Raw genomic sequence first — 16,368 nt, 5'->3', positions numbered from 1 at the left:
GGCACGAGGGCTCAGCGCCAGTACCGCTCCGGCACCAGCCCCAGCCGGCGCAGCTCGCCCGCCACGAGGTCGGCGTAGACGCCGGCGCCGTACCACGAGGTGTGGGTGCGGTCGCCGTTCTCCCGGACCAGGTAGATCGGCTGGGCGTCCACGGGTCCGAGCCCCTCGACCAGCTCCTCGCTCAGCGCGGTGAGGTCGACGAGGTCGACGTCGAGGTCGGCGGCGACGTCACGGACGTGCTGCGGGAGGCTGCCCGCGGCGGTCTCGATGAGGCCGGCGGAGTCGAGCTGGTCGCCGTCGAACCGGAGCCGGACGATCGGGGTGACGAGCACGGGAGTCGCTCCCGTGGCCCGCACCCGGGTGACGATCTCGGTCAGGTTGGCGCGGTACTGCTCGGCGGTCGTGGTCTTGTCGTTGTGCGCGAGCTGCACGAGCGCGACGTCGCCGGGCCGCAGCTGGGGCACCAGGGCGTCGAACATCTCCGGCTTGGCGAGCACGGAGACCGTGCTCTCGCCGGAGCCGGAGTGGTTGACGACGCTCACCCCGAGCCGGAGGTGCGCGGGCAGGCGTTGGCCCCACCCGGTGTAGGGCGCACCGCCCTGGTCGGTGACGGTGGAGTCGCCGAGCAGGGCGAGTCGCGGGGTGCGGACGTCGGCGGGCCGGATCCCGATCCCGGCGACGTGCGGCGCGTCGCCGGTGAACGTGAGCGTCAGGCCCGGGGTGCCCTCGCCGGCGGGCTGGTTCTGCTGGCTCTCGGGGTCGCGCACGTTGACCGTGAACGTGCGCCGGGCCAGCTCGCCGTCGGCGGTGTCGACGGCGGGGACCATGAGGCGCCGGGCCTCGGCCTGCACCTCGGTGCCGGCCGGGCCGTGCCGGTCGCCCAGCATCACGGTGACGTCGTAGTGGCCGGGCGGCAGGTCCGGGTAGGTGCACACGACCGGGGCGGTGCCGGTGCACGCCTCGAGCAGCGCGGCGTCCGGCCGGGGGCCGCCGAGGCCCGGCCGCCCGGCGTCGGCCGCCGGACTCGCCGAGGCGGCCGGGCTTCCCGTGACGACGGCGGCCGCGGCGAGCAGGAGCGCCGCGGCGCGGCGTCCACGCGGTGCGGCGCTCACGACAGCTTCTCCCCGACGAGGGCGAGGCACTGGATCGCCGCGAGCCCGTACTGCGCCGACGCGTTGGACGAGAAGCCGGCCTCGTCGACCGCGCGGAGCACGGCCGGCGGCTCCACCCGGTGCGTGCCCCAGTCCATGTCGTCGGGGTAGCCGGCGTGCCCGGTCGCGAGCTCCTTCCAGGCGCGGGCGGCGAGCGCGTCGTCGTCGAGCCGCACGGCGGCGTACGCGGTGGCGCGGGAGTACGACTGCTTGAGGTTGAGGCTGCCCCAGTCCGAGCCGGTCGCCTCCTTCTGCTCGGCCTTGGAGCTGTTGTACAGGCGGCAGAACTCCACCCAGCGGGCCTCGACCTCCGGCTCGTCCACCAGGTCCAGCAGCTCCGTCATGACCTCGATCAGGCCGAACACGGAGCTGAGGCTGCCGACCTCCACCGCCTTCTCCGGGCCCGAGCTGAACGTCGCCGTCTCCAGGTCGTAGGTGGAGCCGGCCTGCACCCACGCGTTGGGCAGCGCGGCGATCGACCGCGCGCTCGCCAGCAGCCGCTCCCGGGCCCGCGGGTCGCCCCCGCGCTCCCACTCGGTGAGCCACGCCCCGGCGATGGCGCCCCAGTCGGTGGTCTTGCTCAGCGGGAGCGCCGTCGGGTCGGGGTCGTACTCGCCCGTGGAGCCGTCCACCTTGCGGCCCGCGTTGAGGACCAGGTAGGTGCGGTCGGAGTCGACCAGCTCGCGCAGCAGGTCGCCGGACCGCTCGTCGCCCGTGAGGAAGTAGGCGAAGCGCCGGTAGTTCGCGTTGCTGATGCGCACCTGCTTGGCGCTGTCGCCCCAGTGCTGCACGCCGTGCCGGGTGCCCAGCCCCTTCCACTCGCCCAGGTGGTACTGGTCGACCTCGCCGGTGTGCCGGCTCATGGCCTCGGCGAAGCGGAAGGCCTGCGCGTCGCCGGTGCGCAGGTAGTGGTACCAGAGCCACAGGTCCGTCGACAGCTCGGAGTTGTCCCAGGCGTAGCCGCCGACGTCGTACTTCCACTGGTGCCGGTCGCCGTCGTAGGAGTGCATGACGTCGCCGTAGTCCCAGAAGCCGTACCAGGAGCGCTGGTCCACCTGCTCCAGGTGGTAGCGGTGGATCGCGTCGAGGCGGTCCTCGATGGTCGACCTCGCCGTCGTGGACCGGTCGACCGGGGACCAGGACCCGAACACGCCCGCGGAGTGGTGGTGCTGCGGTGTGCTCGCGGGCAGGGGCGGGGTGGCGGTCGCCGCGGCGAGCTCGGCGAACCGCGCGGCGGTGGGCGTGGCGGCCAGGGCCCAGAACATCAGCTCGGTGGTGCGCCCGACGCCGTAGGGGGTGCCGAACCCCGGCTCGTAGTCCTCGTAGGTGATCTCGAGCGCGTCGAGCTGCTCGGGGTACGTGTCCTGGCCCATGCCGTCGTGGTAGAAGCGCAGGTCCATCGCCTCGGCGCGCGGCGACCACATCCACACCGTGGCGTCGGCCTCGTCCGTCGCGGCGCCGGTGATCTCCAGCTCCGTGGGGTGCAGCTGCCAGAAGTCGCGCATCCCGAAGGCGAGCCCGCCGGACGGCGTCCCCACGTAGCCCAGGCCGGGCGCGCGCGTGCCGGCGTCCGACCGGATCCACGAGTGCCCCGCACCGGTGCGCTTGCGGATCTCGAAGCCGTGCGCGGTCAGCTGCGACAGGCTGTGGTCGCCCCAGGCGGGGATCCACTTCAGGCGGGTGGTGACCCGCTGGTCCCAGGTGGCCGGGTCGGGCAGCGCCCGCCCCTCGACCTGGGCGGTGCGCACCGCCTCGCCCGGGTCGCGGCGCATCCCGGTGACACCGCGCACCGCCTCGGCGAGCACGCCGCCGTCCGGGCCGGCGAAGCGGACGTGCCGGTCGTACAGCTCGCCCCGCATCGGCACGGTGAACCGCACGCCGAGCCCGGTGACGAAATCCTTGTCCTCGTCGCCGTCGAAGAAGAACGTGTGCACCAGCCGGATGCCGTCCGACCCGGCGAACAGGGCGAAGCGCAGCACGAACGGCAACCAGTCGCGGCGTCCCTTGCGGTGCCTGCCCTCGACCTTGACCACGGCGCGCACCGGGCCGGACTGCTCGACGGTGACCTTCTCGACCGTTCCGGCGAACTCCTCGAAGCCGAGCTTCGCGCCACGGTCGGTGTCGGGGGAGTCCTGCCGCTGGACGACGAGCCGCCCGTCCTTGGCGACCACGTCGCGCCCACGACGGATCGCCCGGACGATCTTGTCGCCCTGGCGTCCGAACTCGACCTGCACGACGCCGGTGTCCACCACGACGCGGCCCGGGTTCTCCTGCACGGTGATCGTGTGCGCGCCCTGCGCGGGGGTGCCCGGCGCGAGCCGGTAGGTGTCGGCCCGCGGCGCGGACTCGCTCACCGCGTGCGCGGTCCACTTCACCGACCCGTCGGGCCACCACGCGGTGGGCCAGGTCTGCACGGGCACGGACTCTCCGGCCGCGGTGGCCAGGGCGAAGGTCTGGTCGCCGGCCAGCGCGCCGCGCGGCCAGGGCACGCCCCAGGTGGAGCCGCCGGCGAGGGCGGCGGGGGCGCCACCCTCCAGCCAGCGCACGTCGACCGGGTCGTGCCCGGTGGGGACGAGCGGGACCGCGGCCGTGGCCGGCGCGGCGCTCGCGGTGCGCGCGCTGAGCGCGGCGACCGCGCCGGCGGCGAGGGCGGAGGTGAGGACGGTACGGCGGCTGACGTCGACCACGATGGGTCACTCCTTCGTGACGGTGGGTGCGTTGTCCGTCGGTGGACGTGCCCATCGTGCGAGGAGAGTGAGCAACCGATCGTGAAACGTGCAAAACCGGACCCGACGGCCCGGTGATCCTTCGGGCGTGCCCGGTCAGGCGGTGGTGCCGAGCTGCTCCGGGAGCACCTCGTGCCCGAGCGGTGCCCCGGCCGCGAGGAGCTCCACCTCTCCCACGGCGAGGTCGCCGAGGCGGCGCAGCTCGTTGCCCAACGACCCGGCGACGTGCGGCGTGAGCAGCGCCCCGGGGGCGTCCCACAGGGCGTGGTCGGCGGGCAGCGGCTCGGGGTCCGTGACGTCGAGGACGGCGCGCAGCCGGCCGGACACCACCTCCCGTGTCAGCGCCGGGGTGTCGACGAGCCGCCCCCGGGCCGTGTTCACCAGCGTCGCCGCGTCGGGCATGAGAGCGAGCTGGCGCGCGCCGATCATGCGGTACGTCTCCGGCAGGTCGGGGGCGTGCACGGTGACGACGTCGCTCGCCCGCGCGAGGTCGTCGAGCGACACGGCCGTGGCGCCGAGGGCGCGCGCCCCGTCGGCGTCGACCCACGGGTCGTGGAGCAGCAGGTCGACGTCGAACGGCTCCAGCAGCCGCATCACCTGCCGGCCGATCCGCGACGCGCCGACGACGCCGACCGTCAGGCCGTGGTTCCCGAGCGGGTCGGGGAGGTCCCAGCCGTCGAACCGGCGGTGGGCCCCGAACGCGTCCGCGGCCTCGAGCACGCGCTTGCCCGCCAGCAGCACCGTCGCCAGCGTGTACTCGGCCACCGGGCGCGCGTTGGCCGCGGCGGCGCTGGACACCTGCACGCCGCGCGCCCAGAGCGCGGGCGTGACGAGCGGCTTCACCGACCCGGCGGCGTGCACGACGGCGCGCAGCCGGGGCGCGCGCCGCAGCAGCGCGTCGTCGAGCCGGGGTGCGCCCCAGCCGGTGAGGAGCACGTCGACGTCCCCGAGGACTCCGCCGGTCGGCCCCCGCCCGCGGTCGCCGGCCCGGGCGAGCAGGTCCGGGGTGAGCACGCCCTCGGCCACGTCGGCGACGGTGCGCAGCCTGGCCACCGCGGCGTCGTCGAACAGCTCGGACACGAGGTCGGCGTGCCGCATGGCGAAGGCGGCGCGCAGCCGCGTCACGACGCCGAGCCCGTCGGTACGGCGTCGACAGGGCCGTCGGGCCAGCGCACCTCCACGGCGGCGGGCGGGCCGCCGTCGGCGCCGCGACGCACCCGCACGGCGGGCGCCGGCCTGTGCCGGGCGTCGTCCTCGCCCGTGAGGACGACGAGGGCGGCGACCACCTCGCCTGCCGCGACCGGTGCCGACGTGCGCAGCCAGGGCACGGCGGACGCCGCGCCGAGCGGGTCCGACCCGGCCCGGCGCACCGCGCCGACGACGTCGAGCGAGGTCTCGGCCGGTGCGCCGGGCGACGGGGCCGGTGCGCCGCCGTCCTCGACCGCGACGCGCAGGGCGCGCACGTGCGAGGACGTGCCGTCGTCGCGGACGACCCGGACCAGGGTGCCGGAGCGGTCGGCGCTCCGCTCGACGTGCAGCGCCCCGTCCTTCGCCGCGGCGAGCGGCCAGCCGCCCACGTGCAGCCGCCAGGGGCCGGTGTCGACGGGCCACGCGGCGTCCCGGTCGAGGTCCTCGGCCGTGGTGCCCGGCGCCGGCGCGCGGCCGGGCGTCGCGGTCGCGGCGGGAGTCCACCACGCCAGCCGCACCTCGTCCGGCCCGCGCACCACCGAGGCGGTCGTGAGCACCGGGCCGAGCCGCAGGCCCGCCCACCCGGCGTCGTCGCCCTGCCCGTCGTCCGGGCCCTCGCCGTCGGGACCGCGGCCGGGGACGTCGAGCCAGCAGACCCGGGAGCGGGACACGGCCACGGCGTCGTCCAGGTGCACGCGCTCGACGGTGTCGCGATGGGACGGCACGCCACGGGTGTCGAGGAGCGCCGTGTGCGAGTCGAGCGGCGCGGCGACGTCGCCCGCCGCCAGCTGGGGCGACGTGACCCCCGAGTAGGCGAGGCGCCGGTAGAACGGGTCGTCGCCGCGGACGGTCAGCGCGTGCTCGATCGCGCGGTCGGACCCGTGGTTGAGCAGGCGCACGACGCCGTCGGCGGGGGTGGCGCTCACCAGCCACCCGGGCGCCCGGAGAGCCACGGCGTGCGGCTCCTGCCAGGCCTCGGGGAGCTCGGGCGCGGCCGTCCAGACCGGGTGGTCGGCGCCGAGCAGCAGGCCGAGGAACCCCTTGCTCGCCCAGTACGGCGACGACCCGCCGGTGTAGAGCTGGCGCACGCGGTCGTAGCGGCGGTGCCAGCCGACCGGCAGCAGCCCGCGGTCGTCGACGGAGCCCGCGGCGTCGAAGTGCTCGGCCACCGCGGCCGTGAGGGCGCGGGTCGCGCCGGGGGACAGCGGCGTCGCGTCGGCGACCGCGCCCGCCCAGAACGGGGCGAGCACGGCGTGTCGGTAGGTCACCGAGCGGCCCTGCAGCATCGGCGCCCCGCGCGAGCCGACCAGGTGCCGGGCCTGGTCGAGGTAGGCGCGCAGGCGGTCGGCGTGCACGCGCTCGAGCGGGCGGCCCTGGATCCGCGCGTGCAGCAGCGGGTAGACGTGCCAGGCCCAGCCCGCGTAGTGGTCGAAGTTCTGGCGCCGCCCGCCGCGTCCGCGCCCGTCGGAGTACCAGCCGTCGCCCACGTACAGGGACTCGGCCGTCTCGGCGTTGTGGTCCAGGTCGGACTGCTCCCACGGGCCGCCGACGCTCGCCAGGAACGCCTCGATCACGTTCTGGAACCACAGCCAGTTGTTCGTGTACCCGCGGGTCCCGACCACGCCGGAGAGCCAGTCGACCGTGCGCTGCCGGGTGCCGTCGTCGAGCCGGTCCCACAGCCAGGGCCGCGTCTCGGACAGCCCGATCGCCACGGACGCGGCCTCCACCACGGCCTGCCGGCGCTCGTCGACCCGCGGCCAGCGCTCGTCGCCGGCCGGGTCGGTGCCGTGCCGCAGCCCGTCCGCGTACCGCTCGATCAGGCCCGCGGGGTCACGACCGTCCTCGCCGCGCAGCCGGAACGCCGCAAGCAGGAACGTGCGCGCGTAGCCCTCGAGCCCGTCGCTCCACACGCCCGACGCGCTGACCGGTCCGGGCAGCGCGATCAGGGCACCGCCCGGGGAGGCGTAGGGCCGGACGGCGTCGAGCAGGCCGTCGGCGGTCGCGAGCCACCGGTCACGCGTCCAGCGCCGCGCGGGCGCGAGGCGCGGGTCGGACGCCGGGGCACCCGTGGTCCCTCCCGTCGTGGCGTCGGTCGTGCTGAAGGTGCGGGGCGGCGTCGCGGCGGGTGTCACCTCGGCATCCTCGCCCAGGCGCGACGGCTCACGGAAGGTCCGGTCATTTTCGATCATCCCCGGACATCGGGCGCCGGATCGTCCGCTAGGTTGCTGCCCGACCGACCCGCTCGACGACGACGGAGGCCCCATGCACCTGCCCACGGCCCGGCACGAGTACCTGCTGCGCGAGCTGGAGCTGCGGGGGAGCGTGCGCTCGGCAGAGGCGGCCGCCGCGCTCGGCGTCGCCGAGGTGACGATCCGCCGCGACATCGTCGAGCTCGACCGCGCGGGGCGGCTGGCGCGCGTGCACGGCGGCGCGGTGGCGCTGCGCTCGGCGCGCGAGCCGCAGGCCGCACGCGTGCTGGTCGGCGTCGTCGTGCCGAGCTCCACGGTGCACTTCCCACCGCTCGTGCGCGGCATGGAGGCGCTGGCCCCCAGCCTGCACGTCCGCCTCGTGCTCGGGGTCTCGCACTACCGGCCCGAGGTGGAGGCCGCCCAGGTGGACCGTCTGGTGGGGCTGGGCGTGCAGGGGATCGTCGTCGCCCCCACCACCCGGGACCGGTCGCCGGAGGAGCTCGCGGCCTGGCTGCGGTCGGTGCCCGTGCCGGTGGTCGTCGTCGAGCGGCGCGTCGACGGCCTCACCGCCCTGAGCGAGCTGGACCAGGTGCGGTCCGACCACGCCCACGGGGCCGTGCTCGCGGTGGAGCACCTCGCCGGGCTCGGGCACCGCCGGATCGGCCTGGCGGTCTACGACCGGACGCCGACGGCCCCGCACGTGCGCGAGGGGTTCGCGACGGCGGTCGTCCGCCTCGGCGTCGAGCCCGGCCCGGACGTGTCGCTGCCCAAGGGTGAGGGGGACCCGGCCGGTCTCGGGCGCGAGCTGTCCGCGTTCCTCGACCGGTGCCGCGAGACGGGCACGCGCGCGGTCCTCGTGCACACCGACGACCACGCCGCCCGCCTGGTCGAGGCGGCCCTGGACCGCGGCGTGCGCGTGCCCGAGGACCTGGCGGTGGTGGCGTACGACGACGAGAACGCCGAGCTCGCCGTCGTGCCGCTCACGACGGTCACGCCGCCCCGTCGCGAGCTGGGCCGGGAGGCGCTGCGCGTGCTCGTCGGGCGAATCGTGGGGGACGAGGGCGGCGAGGTGCCCGGGGTGCAGGGGTCGCCCCGGCACGTCGCGCTGCTGCCGCGGCTCACGGTGCGGGGGTCGTGCGGCGCGGGCACGGCCTGACGGTCGCCGCGATCCGGCCCGCCGGGTCGGATGACCTGCGACTTCGGCCACGGGAAGGTGACGCGGGGTGACTTGTGTCGCCCGGCATGCGGACCGTCCGCAGCGGTGCCACAGTGTCCGCAGGACGGGCACGGGTGGCGGCGTCGGCGAGTCCCGCACCCTCGCCGACACGCCGACCGAGAGGCAGGACATGCGACCCACCGGACCCGTGGAGCTCGTGCTCATCGAGTTCCCCCGGAGCGACTTCAAGGGCGAGATCCTCGCGGAGCTGGGGCGTCTCGTCGACGCCGGCACGATCGACGTGCTCGACGCGCTGGTCGTGCGCAAGGGTGACGACGGCTCGGTCGAGTGGCTCGAGGCGAGCGAGAGCGGCGCCGAGGAGCTGGCGCGCATCGTGGGAGAGCCCGCCGGGCTGCTCGCCGCCGATGACGTCGACGACATCGCCGACGAGCTCGCCCCCGGTTCCGCGGTCGGGATGCTCGTGTTCGAGCACGCGTGGGCACGCGGCCTCGGCGCCGCCGTGCGCGGCGCCGGCGGGCAGGTGCTCGACTGGACGCGCGTGCCGGCCGAGGCGATCGACGCGCTCACCGACGAGATCGAGAAGGAGAACTGACATGCCCCCTCTGCGACGGATGGGCCGGCCCGGGCTGATCGGCACGATGGCCCGCACGGCCGTGATCACCGGGACCGCGAACGCGACCAGCAGGGCGATGAACCGCCGGGCCGCCTCACGCGAGCAGCAGCAGTACGAGTCCCAGCAGTACCAGGCGCAGCAGGCGCAGGAGCAGGCGTACGCCCAGCAGCAGGCCTACGCCCAGCAGCAGGCGCAGGTCGCCGCGGCGCCCGCCGCGCCCGCGGAGGACGACCTCATCGCGAAGCTCAAGCAGCTGGGCGACCTCAAGGCCGCGGGGATCCTGTCCGACGCCGAGTTCGCCGCGGCCAAGGCCAAGCTGCTCGGTTGAGCGAGCGCCGTCGCCCGCGACCCGCGCACCTCGAGGAGCAACCGTGACCGCCGCCGACGCCAACGTCGAGAACCCGACCACGCGTCGTCCGTGGGCGCGGTTCCTCGGCGTCTGCGCGCTGCTCGGCATCCCCGTGTCGGTGGCGGCCTTCCTGTTCCTCGCCGTCCTGCACGAGCTGACCCACCTGGTGTGGGAGACGCTCCCGGAGGCGTGGGGCTTCGAGGGACCGCCCTGGTGGTGGCCCCTGCCGTGGCTGGCCGTCGCCGGGTTCGCGGTCGGGGTCGCGGTCCGGTCTCTGCCGGGGCACGGCGGGCACGTGCCCGTCGACGGCCTGAGCCTGGGGCCCGTGCCCGCGTCCCACGTCCCCGGGGTGCTCCTGGCGGCGCTCGCGGGTCTCCCGCTCGGCGTCGCCCTTGGCCCCGAGGCGCCGCTGCTGGCGATCGGCGCCGCGCTGGCCCTGGTCCTGGTGCGGCCGTGGGACGACAAGCTCGGCGACCCGGCGCGCCAGGTCATCGCGGTGGCGGGTTCCGCCGCGGCCCTGTCGGCGATCTTCGGCAGCCCTGTGGTCGGGGCGGTCTTCGTCGTCGAGGCCTCGGCGCTGACCGGGCTGGCCGGCGCGCGGCTCGCGGCCGTCGTGCTCCCCTCCCTGGCGGCCTCCGGGGTGGGCGCCCTCGTGTTCACCGGCATGGGCACGTGGACGGGCCTCGAGATCGCGTCGCTGACGCTGCCCGACGTCGACGCCCCCGCCCGGCCCGACGTCGGCGACGTCCTGTGGACACTGCCCGTCGCCGTGCTCGTCGCCGTCGTCGTGCGGCTCGTGCACCGCCTGGGCGAAGGGGTCGCAAGGCGGGCGGCGTCCCGCCCGTTCCCCGCGGCCGTCCTCGGGGCGCTCGTGGTCGCCGTGTGCGCGGCGGCCTACGCGCTGGCCACCGGCCGCTCGCCCGAGGAGGTCGCGCTCTCCGGGCAGGCGCTGCTCCCGACGCTCGCGGCCGACCCGGCGGCCTGGGGGGCGGGGGCGCTGGTGGCGCTCCTCGTGCTCAAGGGCGTCGCCTACGCCGTGTCCCTCGGCACCCTGCGCGGCGGCCCGATCTTCCCCGCGGTCCTGCTGGGGGCCGCCGCCGGGGTGCTCGCCGCCGACCTGCCCGGGTACGGCGCGGTCCCGGCCCTGGCGGCCGGCATGGGCGCGGCCACGGCGGCGACCCTGCCGTTCCCCGTCTCCTCGACGGTGCTGGTGGTCATGCTGCTGGGGTCGGGTGCGTCGGGGATGGCGCCGGTCGTGATCGTCGCGGTCGTCGTGGGGTACACGACCGAGCAGTTCCTGCTGCGGCCGCGCCGCGAGGCCCGGGAGCGGGCCCGCTCCGCGCCCGCCTGACCCGGCGGGCGGGGCGGGTCACTCCCCGGTCGTGCCGTCCAGCGCCTCGCGCAGCAGATCGGCGTGACCGTTGTGCCGCGCGTACTCCTCGATCATGTGCACGAGGATCCAGCGCAGGCTGAACGCGCCCTCGCCGGGCCGCCTCGACTCGCGGGTCGACGTGCCTTCCAGCCCGGAGGTCGCGAGCGCCGCGTCGATCGACCGGTCGGCCGCCGCCACGGCGGCGTCGAACAGCCCGCGCAGGTCCTGCGGCGAGTCGTCCGCCGCGCTGTGCCACTCCCAGTCGCGGTCGGCGTCCCAGTCGGCGGTGTCGAACGGGGGCATGGCCGGCGCGCCGTCGAACACCTCGACGAACCAGTTGGACTCCACGTACGCGAGGTGCTTGAGCAGCCCGCCGAGCGTCATCGTGCTGGGCGGCAGCGGCGTACGCAGCTGTGCGGCGGTGAGCCCGGCGGTCTTCCGCCGCAGCGTGTCGCGGTGGTAACCCAGGTACGCCCGCAGCGTGGTGGCCTCGTCCGCCCGCAGCGGCGGGTCGACACGGTCGTCGGGCGTCGCGTCGGGCGTCGCGTCGGGCGTCGTGTCGGGCGCGAGCCGGTACGCGCCGTCGTCCAGGGCCGCGCGCACCGCCGCGGCCGTGAGCGCGGGCTCCTCGTGGGTCGTGTCGCGGGCGTGCGGCTCGAGGTCGCCGAGGTCGGCGAACGCGGCGTGCATGCTCCGTACGGCGGCCGGGTCGCGCAGCTCGGCGTCCGCGCGGCCGGTGGCGCGCGCGAGCGTGGCGTCGAGGGCGGGCCGCAGGACGACGTACGCGAGGTCCCAGCCCTCCCGCGCGGCCGCGGTCCGGAACGGGGGCAGGAACCACGGGCCGACGACGCCGTCGAGCACGACGTCGTAGCCGCCCCGGGCATAGGCCGTCGTCGCCGCGACGACAGCCTCGGCCACGACCTCGTTCTGGCGCTGCGACCCCGAGAGGTAGGGCGGCACGAACCCGGTGGTGATCGACCGGTAGAACGTGTCGGTGGTGAGGGTCACGGCGGGGCGGTCCGTCGCGGCGCCGAGCAGCGCGGCCACGGTCGTCTTCCCCGCGCCGGGCGGCCCGGTCAGGATGGTCACGGTCACGCCGCGACCCTAGCCGGAGCCCCGGACACGAGCCCCGTCTTCTCGCGCGCCCCGACCGCTCGCACGCCTCCCGCACGACCCCCGCACGAACTGGTCGCCGCTCAGGCGTCCGCGAGCTCGCGGGCACGACGCAGCACGTGGTCCAGCATGTCCGGCGTGAGGCGACCGGTGAACGTGTTCTGCTGCGAGACGTGGAAGCAGCCCAGCACGGTGAGGGTGGGGCCCGCGCCCGGCGCCGCGGTGCCGTCCGCGCTGCGTCCGAGCGTCACCTCGGCGCCGTGGGCGAACCGCGGCCGGGGTCGCGGCACGTCCCAGCCCTGCTCCGCGAGCGTCGTGAGCAGCGCCTGCCAGCCGATGCCGCCGAGCGCCACGGCGACGCGCACGCCGGAGCCCACGAGCTCCAGCTCTCGCGCCAGGTACGGCGCGCAGCGGCGCCGCTCCTCGGGGGTCGGCCTGTTCTCCGGCGGCGCGCAGCGGACGGGGGCAGTGACGCGGATGTCGCGCAGCTCGAGGCCGTCGTCGGCCGCGACCGACGTGGCCTGGTTGGCGAACCCGGTGCGGTGCATGGCGGCGAACAGGAAGTCGCCGCTGCGGTCGCCGGTGAACATGCGGCCCGTGCGGTTCGCGCCGTGCGCCGCGGGGGCGAGCCCCACCACCACGACGCGCGCGGCCGGGTCCCCGAAGCCCGGGACGGGACGCCCCCAGTAGTGCTCGTCGCGGAACGCGGCGCGCCGTTCGCGGGCGACCTCCTCACGCCAGGCCACGAGGCGCGGGCAGGCCCGGCACTCCACGAGGTGCGCGTCGAGCGCCGCCAGCGTCGGCGAAGTGCGCGCGGCACTCGGGTAGTCGGGGGAGTCGGGCGGCGGGACGACGGGCACCGGTCCATGGTGGCGCACGACGGCGTGGCCCACGACGGTGCGGGCGACGCCGACGCACCACGGCCCGCCGTCCCGGGGTCGGGAGGGCGGGCCGTGGGGTGTCGCCGCGGGCGGCGAGGTCGACCGGGTCAGACGGCCGGGTTGAGACGGCCGCGCGCCGGGCTGGCGGTGGCGGCGGGGACGGTCGCGGTGGCGACGGCCGGCTCCGCGGCGAGGCGGCGCAGCGACCAGCCCATGAGGCCGAAGAGGACGCCGAGGCCCATCACCAGGGCGCTCACGCCGTAGGCCACGACCGACGTGAACAGCGAGGCCCGCAGGAACGAGGCGTTCATCGCGGTGGCGCGCAGCGGGTCGTCCTGCTCGAGCTGGGCGTAGGTCTGGCCGCCCGTGGCCTCGAGCGCGTGCTTGTCGATGACCTGCGCCTGGGCGTACGCCGTGAGCGGGCCGTCCACCGTCGCTCCGCCGAGGAACGCGGCGTCCTCGGAGACGGTGATGTCCTGGGCGGCGAGCTGCGTGCTCACGGTGGCCCACGTGGCGGCTCCGGCACCGATCATCAGGATGCCGGCGATCAGCGCGACGAGGCCGACGATGCGAACCGGTCGCTGGGTGGTGCGGGTGGTGGTCATGGTCCCCTCCGGGTGCCGGGTCGCGTGGTTCGCGGCCGGTCTGGACTGCGCCGGGTCTGGCGCTGCCTCTATGGTATGACCACATCGCCTGACCTGCACCGACGATTCTTGTGAAGTCCTTCACAAAGATTCTCCGGGCGACGGTGCTCCCACGACGATGCTCGGACGACGGCCCGCCCGGGTCGCGCGTGCGCGACGACCGTGGTGGTCTGGACGACGGCCGGACGGCACCGGGCCGGCCGGCGCCGGAGGGGGAGCAGCATGAGCGAGAGCTCGGGCCTGGGTGGCCTGTTCGACAAGGCCAAGGAGAAGATCAAGGACCTCGCCACCGACGAGAACATCGACAAGGCGGCGGCCGAGGTGAAGAAGCGGACGCCGGACAACGTCGACGGCTACGTCGACAAGGCGGCCGCGGAGGCCAAGAAGCGCAACGACGACGGCCCCGCCGCCCGCCCCGGCGTCTGACCGGGGCGTCTGCGCGGGCCCGACGGCGCGTGGCGCGGGCCGGAGGCCCGCGGATGAGTACGATCGTGGGGCGTCACCGATGGTGGCGCCCCACGACCGTGCCCGGCGCCCAGCCCCGGGCGGTCCCGCCCAGGTGCTGCCCGTGCCCGTCCGCAGCGCCCACGACCCGCAAGGAGCAGCACGTGTCCGACGTCGCCTCGCCGATGCCACCGAACCCCGACGACGCCGCGCAGGACAAGATCCAGGACACGGTGACGGTGCAGACGCCGACGACGGGCACGGACCTCTTCGCGGGCCGCAAGGACGTCGTCGTGATGCGCGTCGGCGGCGAGCTGCTGGACCTCTCGCGCGAGCTGGCGCCCGGCACCGTCGTCGAGCCGGTGACGATCGGCTCGCCCGACGGGCTCGCCGTGCTGCGCCACAGCGCCGCGCACGTGCTGGCCCAGGCCGTGCAGCAGGTGAACCCGGACGCGAAGCTCGGCATCGGCCCGCCCGTGACCGACGGGTTCTACTACGACTTCGACGTGGCCACGCCGTTCACCCCCGAGGACCTCAAGGCCCTCGACAAGACGATGGCGCGCATCATCAAGGAGGGCCAGACCTTCCGCCGTCGCGTCGTCACGGAGGACGAGGCGCGCGCCGAGCTGGCCGACGAGCCCTACAAGCTCGAGCTCATCGGCCTCAAGGGCGGCTCGTCGGACGAGGACGGGTCGTCGGTCGAGGTCGGCGGCGGCGAGCTGACGATCTACGACAACGTCCGCGGCGCCGGCCGCGAGAGCGAGACCGTGGTCTGGAAGGACCTGTGCCGCGGCCCGCACCTGCCCAGCACGAGGCTCATCGGCAACGGCGTGCAGCTCATGCGCAACGCGGCCGCGTACTGGCGGGGCAGCGAGAAGAACGCGATGCTGCAGCGCGTCTACGGCACCGCCTGGCCCAGCAAGGACGAGCTCAAGGCGTACCTCGAGCGCCTGGCCGAGGCCGAGCGCCGCGACCACCGCCGCATCGGCTCCGAGATGGACCTGTTCTCGTTCCACGACGAGGTCGGGTCGGGCCTGCCGCTGTTCCACCCCAAGGGCGGCGTGATCAAGCGGGTGATGGAGGACTACGTCCGCCAGCGGCACATCGAGGAGGGCTTCTCCTACGTCGGCACGCCGCACATCACCAAGGAAGAGCTGTTCTACACGTCGGGCCACCTGCCGTACTACGGCGACACGATGTTCCCGCCGCTGGACCTCGAGGACGTCGGCGACCACGGCCGCTACCGCCTCAAGGCGATGAACTGCCCGATGCACAACCTCATCTTCTCGAGCCGGGGCCGCTCCTACCGCGAGCTGCCGATCCGCCTCTTCGAGTTCGGGTCGGTGTACCGGTACGAGAAGTCCGGGGTGGTGCAGGGCCTCACCCGCGTGCGCGGCCTGACCCAGGACGACTCCCACTCGTACGTCACCCCGGAGCAGGCGCCGGCCGAGGTCAAGCACCTGCTGGACTTCATGCTCTCGGTGCTGCGCGACTTCGGTCTCGACGACTTCTACCTGGAGCTGTCCACGCGCGACGACAAGAAGAAGGACAAGTTCGTCGGCACCGACGAGGACTGGGCCAAGGCCACCGCGGTGCTCGAGGAGGTCGCGGTCGCCTCGGGCCTCGAGCTCGTCGCCGACCCGGGCGGCGCCGCCTTCTACGGGCCCAAGATCTCCGTCCAGGCCAAGGACGCGATCGGCCGCACCTGGCAGATGGGCACGGTGCAGTACGACTTCAACCAGCCCAAGGGCTTCGGCCTCGAGTACACCGCGGCGGACGGCACCAAGCAGCAGCCGGTGATGATCCACTCCGCCAAGTTCGGCTCGATCGAGCGGTTCATGGGGGTGCTCATCGAGCACTACGCGGGCGCGTTCCCGGCGTGGCTCGCCCCCGTGCAGGTGCTCGGCGTGCCCGTCGCCGAGGCGTTCGACGACTACCTCAAGGACGTCGTCGCCCAGCTCACGGCGCGCGGGATCCGCGCGGAGGTCGACCTGTCCGACGACCGCTTCGGCAAGAAGATCCGCAACGCGTCCAAGGAGAAGGTGCCCTTCGTGCTCATCGCGGGGGGCGAGGACGTCGAGGCCGGGGCCGTGTCGTTCCGGTTCCGCGACGGCACCCAGGAGAACGGTGTGCCCGTCGCCGACGCGATCGAGCGCATCGTCGCGGCGGTGCGCGACCGCGCCCAGGTCTGAGCGGGGGGCGCATGACCGGCCACCACGAGGAGCACGGCGAGGAACCCGGCTCGACGACCGTCCCGGCGGGCGGCTTCGGCCCGCCCGAGGACGGGCTGCAGCGCCTGTGGACCCCGCACCGCATGGTCTACATCGGCGGTCAGGACAAGCCCGCCGACGGCTCGGTGGCGCAGTGCCCGTTCTGCCGGATCCCGGCGGGGGGGGGGGGGGGGGGGGGGGGGGGGGGGCCCCCGGGGGGGGGGGGGGCGGGGGGGGGGGGGGGGTGGGGGGGGGGGTGGTCGTCACGGGCGGGGCGCTGCCGTCGAGCCTGTCCGGGCCGCTGGTCGGGG

General features: G+C 75.4%; 13 protein-coding genes and 1 pseudogene. 7 read left to right on the top strand and 7 right to left on the bottom strand.

Annotation, left to right across the window (positions count from 1 at the left end; genetic code table 11):
* Positions 1-11: 11 nt before the first annotated feature.
* From ACFQ8Y_RS05910 to ACFQ8Y_RS05895, 4 genes are all read right to left on the bottom strand, one after another.
* Positions 12-1,112: a GDSL-type esterase/lipase family protein gene (locus ACFQ8Y_RS05910; protein ID WP_430584904.1), complete on the bottom strand. Its 1,101-nt coding sequence runs from the start codon at positions 1,110-1,112 to the stop codon at positions 12-14.
* Positions 1,109-3,838, bottom strand: coding sequence for a Tat pathway signal sequence domain protein (locus tag ACFQ8Y_RS05905; protein WP_430584903.1), 2,730 nt, complete (start codon positions 3,836-3,838; stop codon positions 1,109-1,111). Before ACFQ8Y_RS05905 ends, ACFQ8Y_RS05910 begins: the two co-directional genes overlap by 4 nt.
* Positions 3,839-3,973: 135 nt before the next feature.
* On the bottom strand, positions 3,974-5,002 hold the full coding sequence (locus ACFQ8Y_RS05900) for a hydroxyacid dehydrogenase (protein ID WP_430584902.1): 1,029 nt from the start codon (positions 5,000-5,002) through the stop codon (positions 3,974-3,976).
* Positions 4,999-7,197 carry a DUF2264 domain-containing protein gene (locus tag ACFQ8Y_RS05895; RefSeq protein ID WP_430584901.1) on the bottom strand — a complete coding sequence of 733 codons (2,199 nt, stop codon included), beginning with the start codon at positions 7,195-7,197 and terminating at the stop codon, positions 4,999-5,001. The genes ACFQ8Y_RS05900 and ACFQ8Y_RS05895 overlap by 4 nt, the downstream gene beginning before the upstream one ends.
* A 130-nt stretch (positions 7,198-7,327) precedes the next feature.
* Between ACFQ8Y_RS05895 and ACFQ8Y_RS05890 the strand changes: the two genes are divergently transcribed.
* The 4 genes from ACFQ8Y_RS05890 (at position 7,328) to ACFQ8Y_RS05875 (ending at position 10,744) form a co-directional block, all read left to right on the top strand.
* Positions 7,328-8,410, top strand: coding sequence for a substrate-binding domain-containing protein (locus ACFQ8Y_RS05890; protein WP_430584900.1), 1,083 nt, complete (start codon positions 7,328-7,330; stop codon positions 8,408-8,410).
* Between the two features lie 190 nt (positions 8,411-8,600).
* Positions 8,601-9,023, top strand: a complete 423-nt coding sequence (locus ACFQ8Y_RS05885) for a DUF6325 family protein (protein ID WP_430584899.1) — start codon at positions 8,601-8,603, stop codon at positions 9,021-9,023.
* 1 nt (position 9,024) lies between these two features.
* A complete protein-coding gene (locus ACFQ8Y_RS05880; RefSeq protein WP_430551187.1) occupies positions 9,025-9,372 on the top strand; it encodes an SHOCT domain-containing protein in 348 nt (115 codons plus the stop codon).
* 43 nt (positions 9,373-9,415) lie between these two features.
* Complete coding sequence (locus ACFQ8Y_RS05875) at positions 9,416-10,744, top strand: chloride channel protein (protein ID WP_430584898.1); 1,329 nt, start codon at positions 9,416-9,418, stop codon at positions 10,742-10,744.
* Positions 10,745-10,762: 18 nt separating this feature from the next.
* Here ACFQ8Y_RS05875 and ACFQ8Y_RS05870 read toward each other — a convergent pair whose 3' ends face one another.
* From ACFQ8Y_RS05870 to ACFQ8Y_RS05860, 3 genes are all read right to left on the bottom strand, one after another.
* On the bottom strand, positions 10,763-11,860 hold the full coding sequence (locus ACFQ8Y_RS05870; protein WP_430584897.1) for a DinB family protein: 1,098 nt from the start codon (positions 11,858-11,860) through the stop codon (positions 10,763-10,765).
* A 101-nt stretch (positions 11,861-11,961) separates the two neighbouring features.
* Positions 11,962-12,738 carry a uracil-DNA glycosylase gene (locus tag ACFQ8Y_RS05865; RefSeq protein ID WP_430584896.1) on the bottom strand — a complete coding sequence of 259 codons (777 nt, stop codon included), beginning with the start codon at positions 12,736-12,738 and terminating at the stop codon, positions 11,962-11,964.
* 128 nt (positions 12,739-12,866) lie between these two features.
* Entirely contained in the window at positions 12,867-13,364 is a 498-nt protein-coding gene (locus ACFQ8Y_RS05860) for an aromatic ring-opening dioxygenase LigA (RefSeq protein WP_430551191.1), read from the bottom strand.
* A gap of 261 nt (positions 13,365-13,625) precedes the next feature.
* Here ACFQ8Y_RS05860 and ACFQ8Y_RS05855 point away from each other — a divergent pair, with 261 nt between their 5' ends.
* The 3 genes and pseudogenes from ACFQ8Y_RS05855 to ACFQ8Y_RS05845 all read left to right on the top strand — a co-directional run.
* Positions 13,626-13,829: a hypothetical protein gene (locus ACFQ8Y_RS05855; protein WP_430551192.1), complete on the top strand. Its 204-nt coding sequence runs from the start codon at positions 13,626-13,628 to the stop codon at positions 13,827-13,829.
* Positions 13,830-14,011: 182 nt separating this feature from the next.
* On the top strand, positions 14,012-16,039 hold the full coding sequence (thrS, locus tag ACFQ8Y_RS05850) for a threonine--tRNA ligase (protein WP_430584895.1): 2,028 nt from the start codon (positions 14,012-14,014) through the stop codon (positions 16,037-16,039).
* A gap of 11 nt (positions 16,040-16,050) precedes the next feature.
* Positions 16,051-16,368, top strand: a pseudogene (locus ACFQ8Y_RS05845) (hypothetical protein); the annotation flags it as partial.

The sequence above is a fragment of the Isoptericola sp. NPDC056605 genome (genome assembly GCF_042792795.1).
In the GTDB taxonomy this organism is placed as follows: Bacteria; Actinomycetota; Actinomycetes; order Actinomycetales; family Cellulomonadaceae; genus Isoptericola.
Note: the sequence above shows the minus strand (reverse complement) of the source record. Positions and strands in the feature narration are given on the sequence as shown.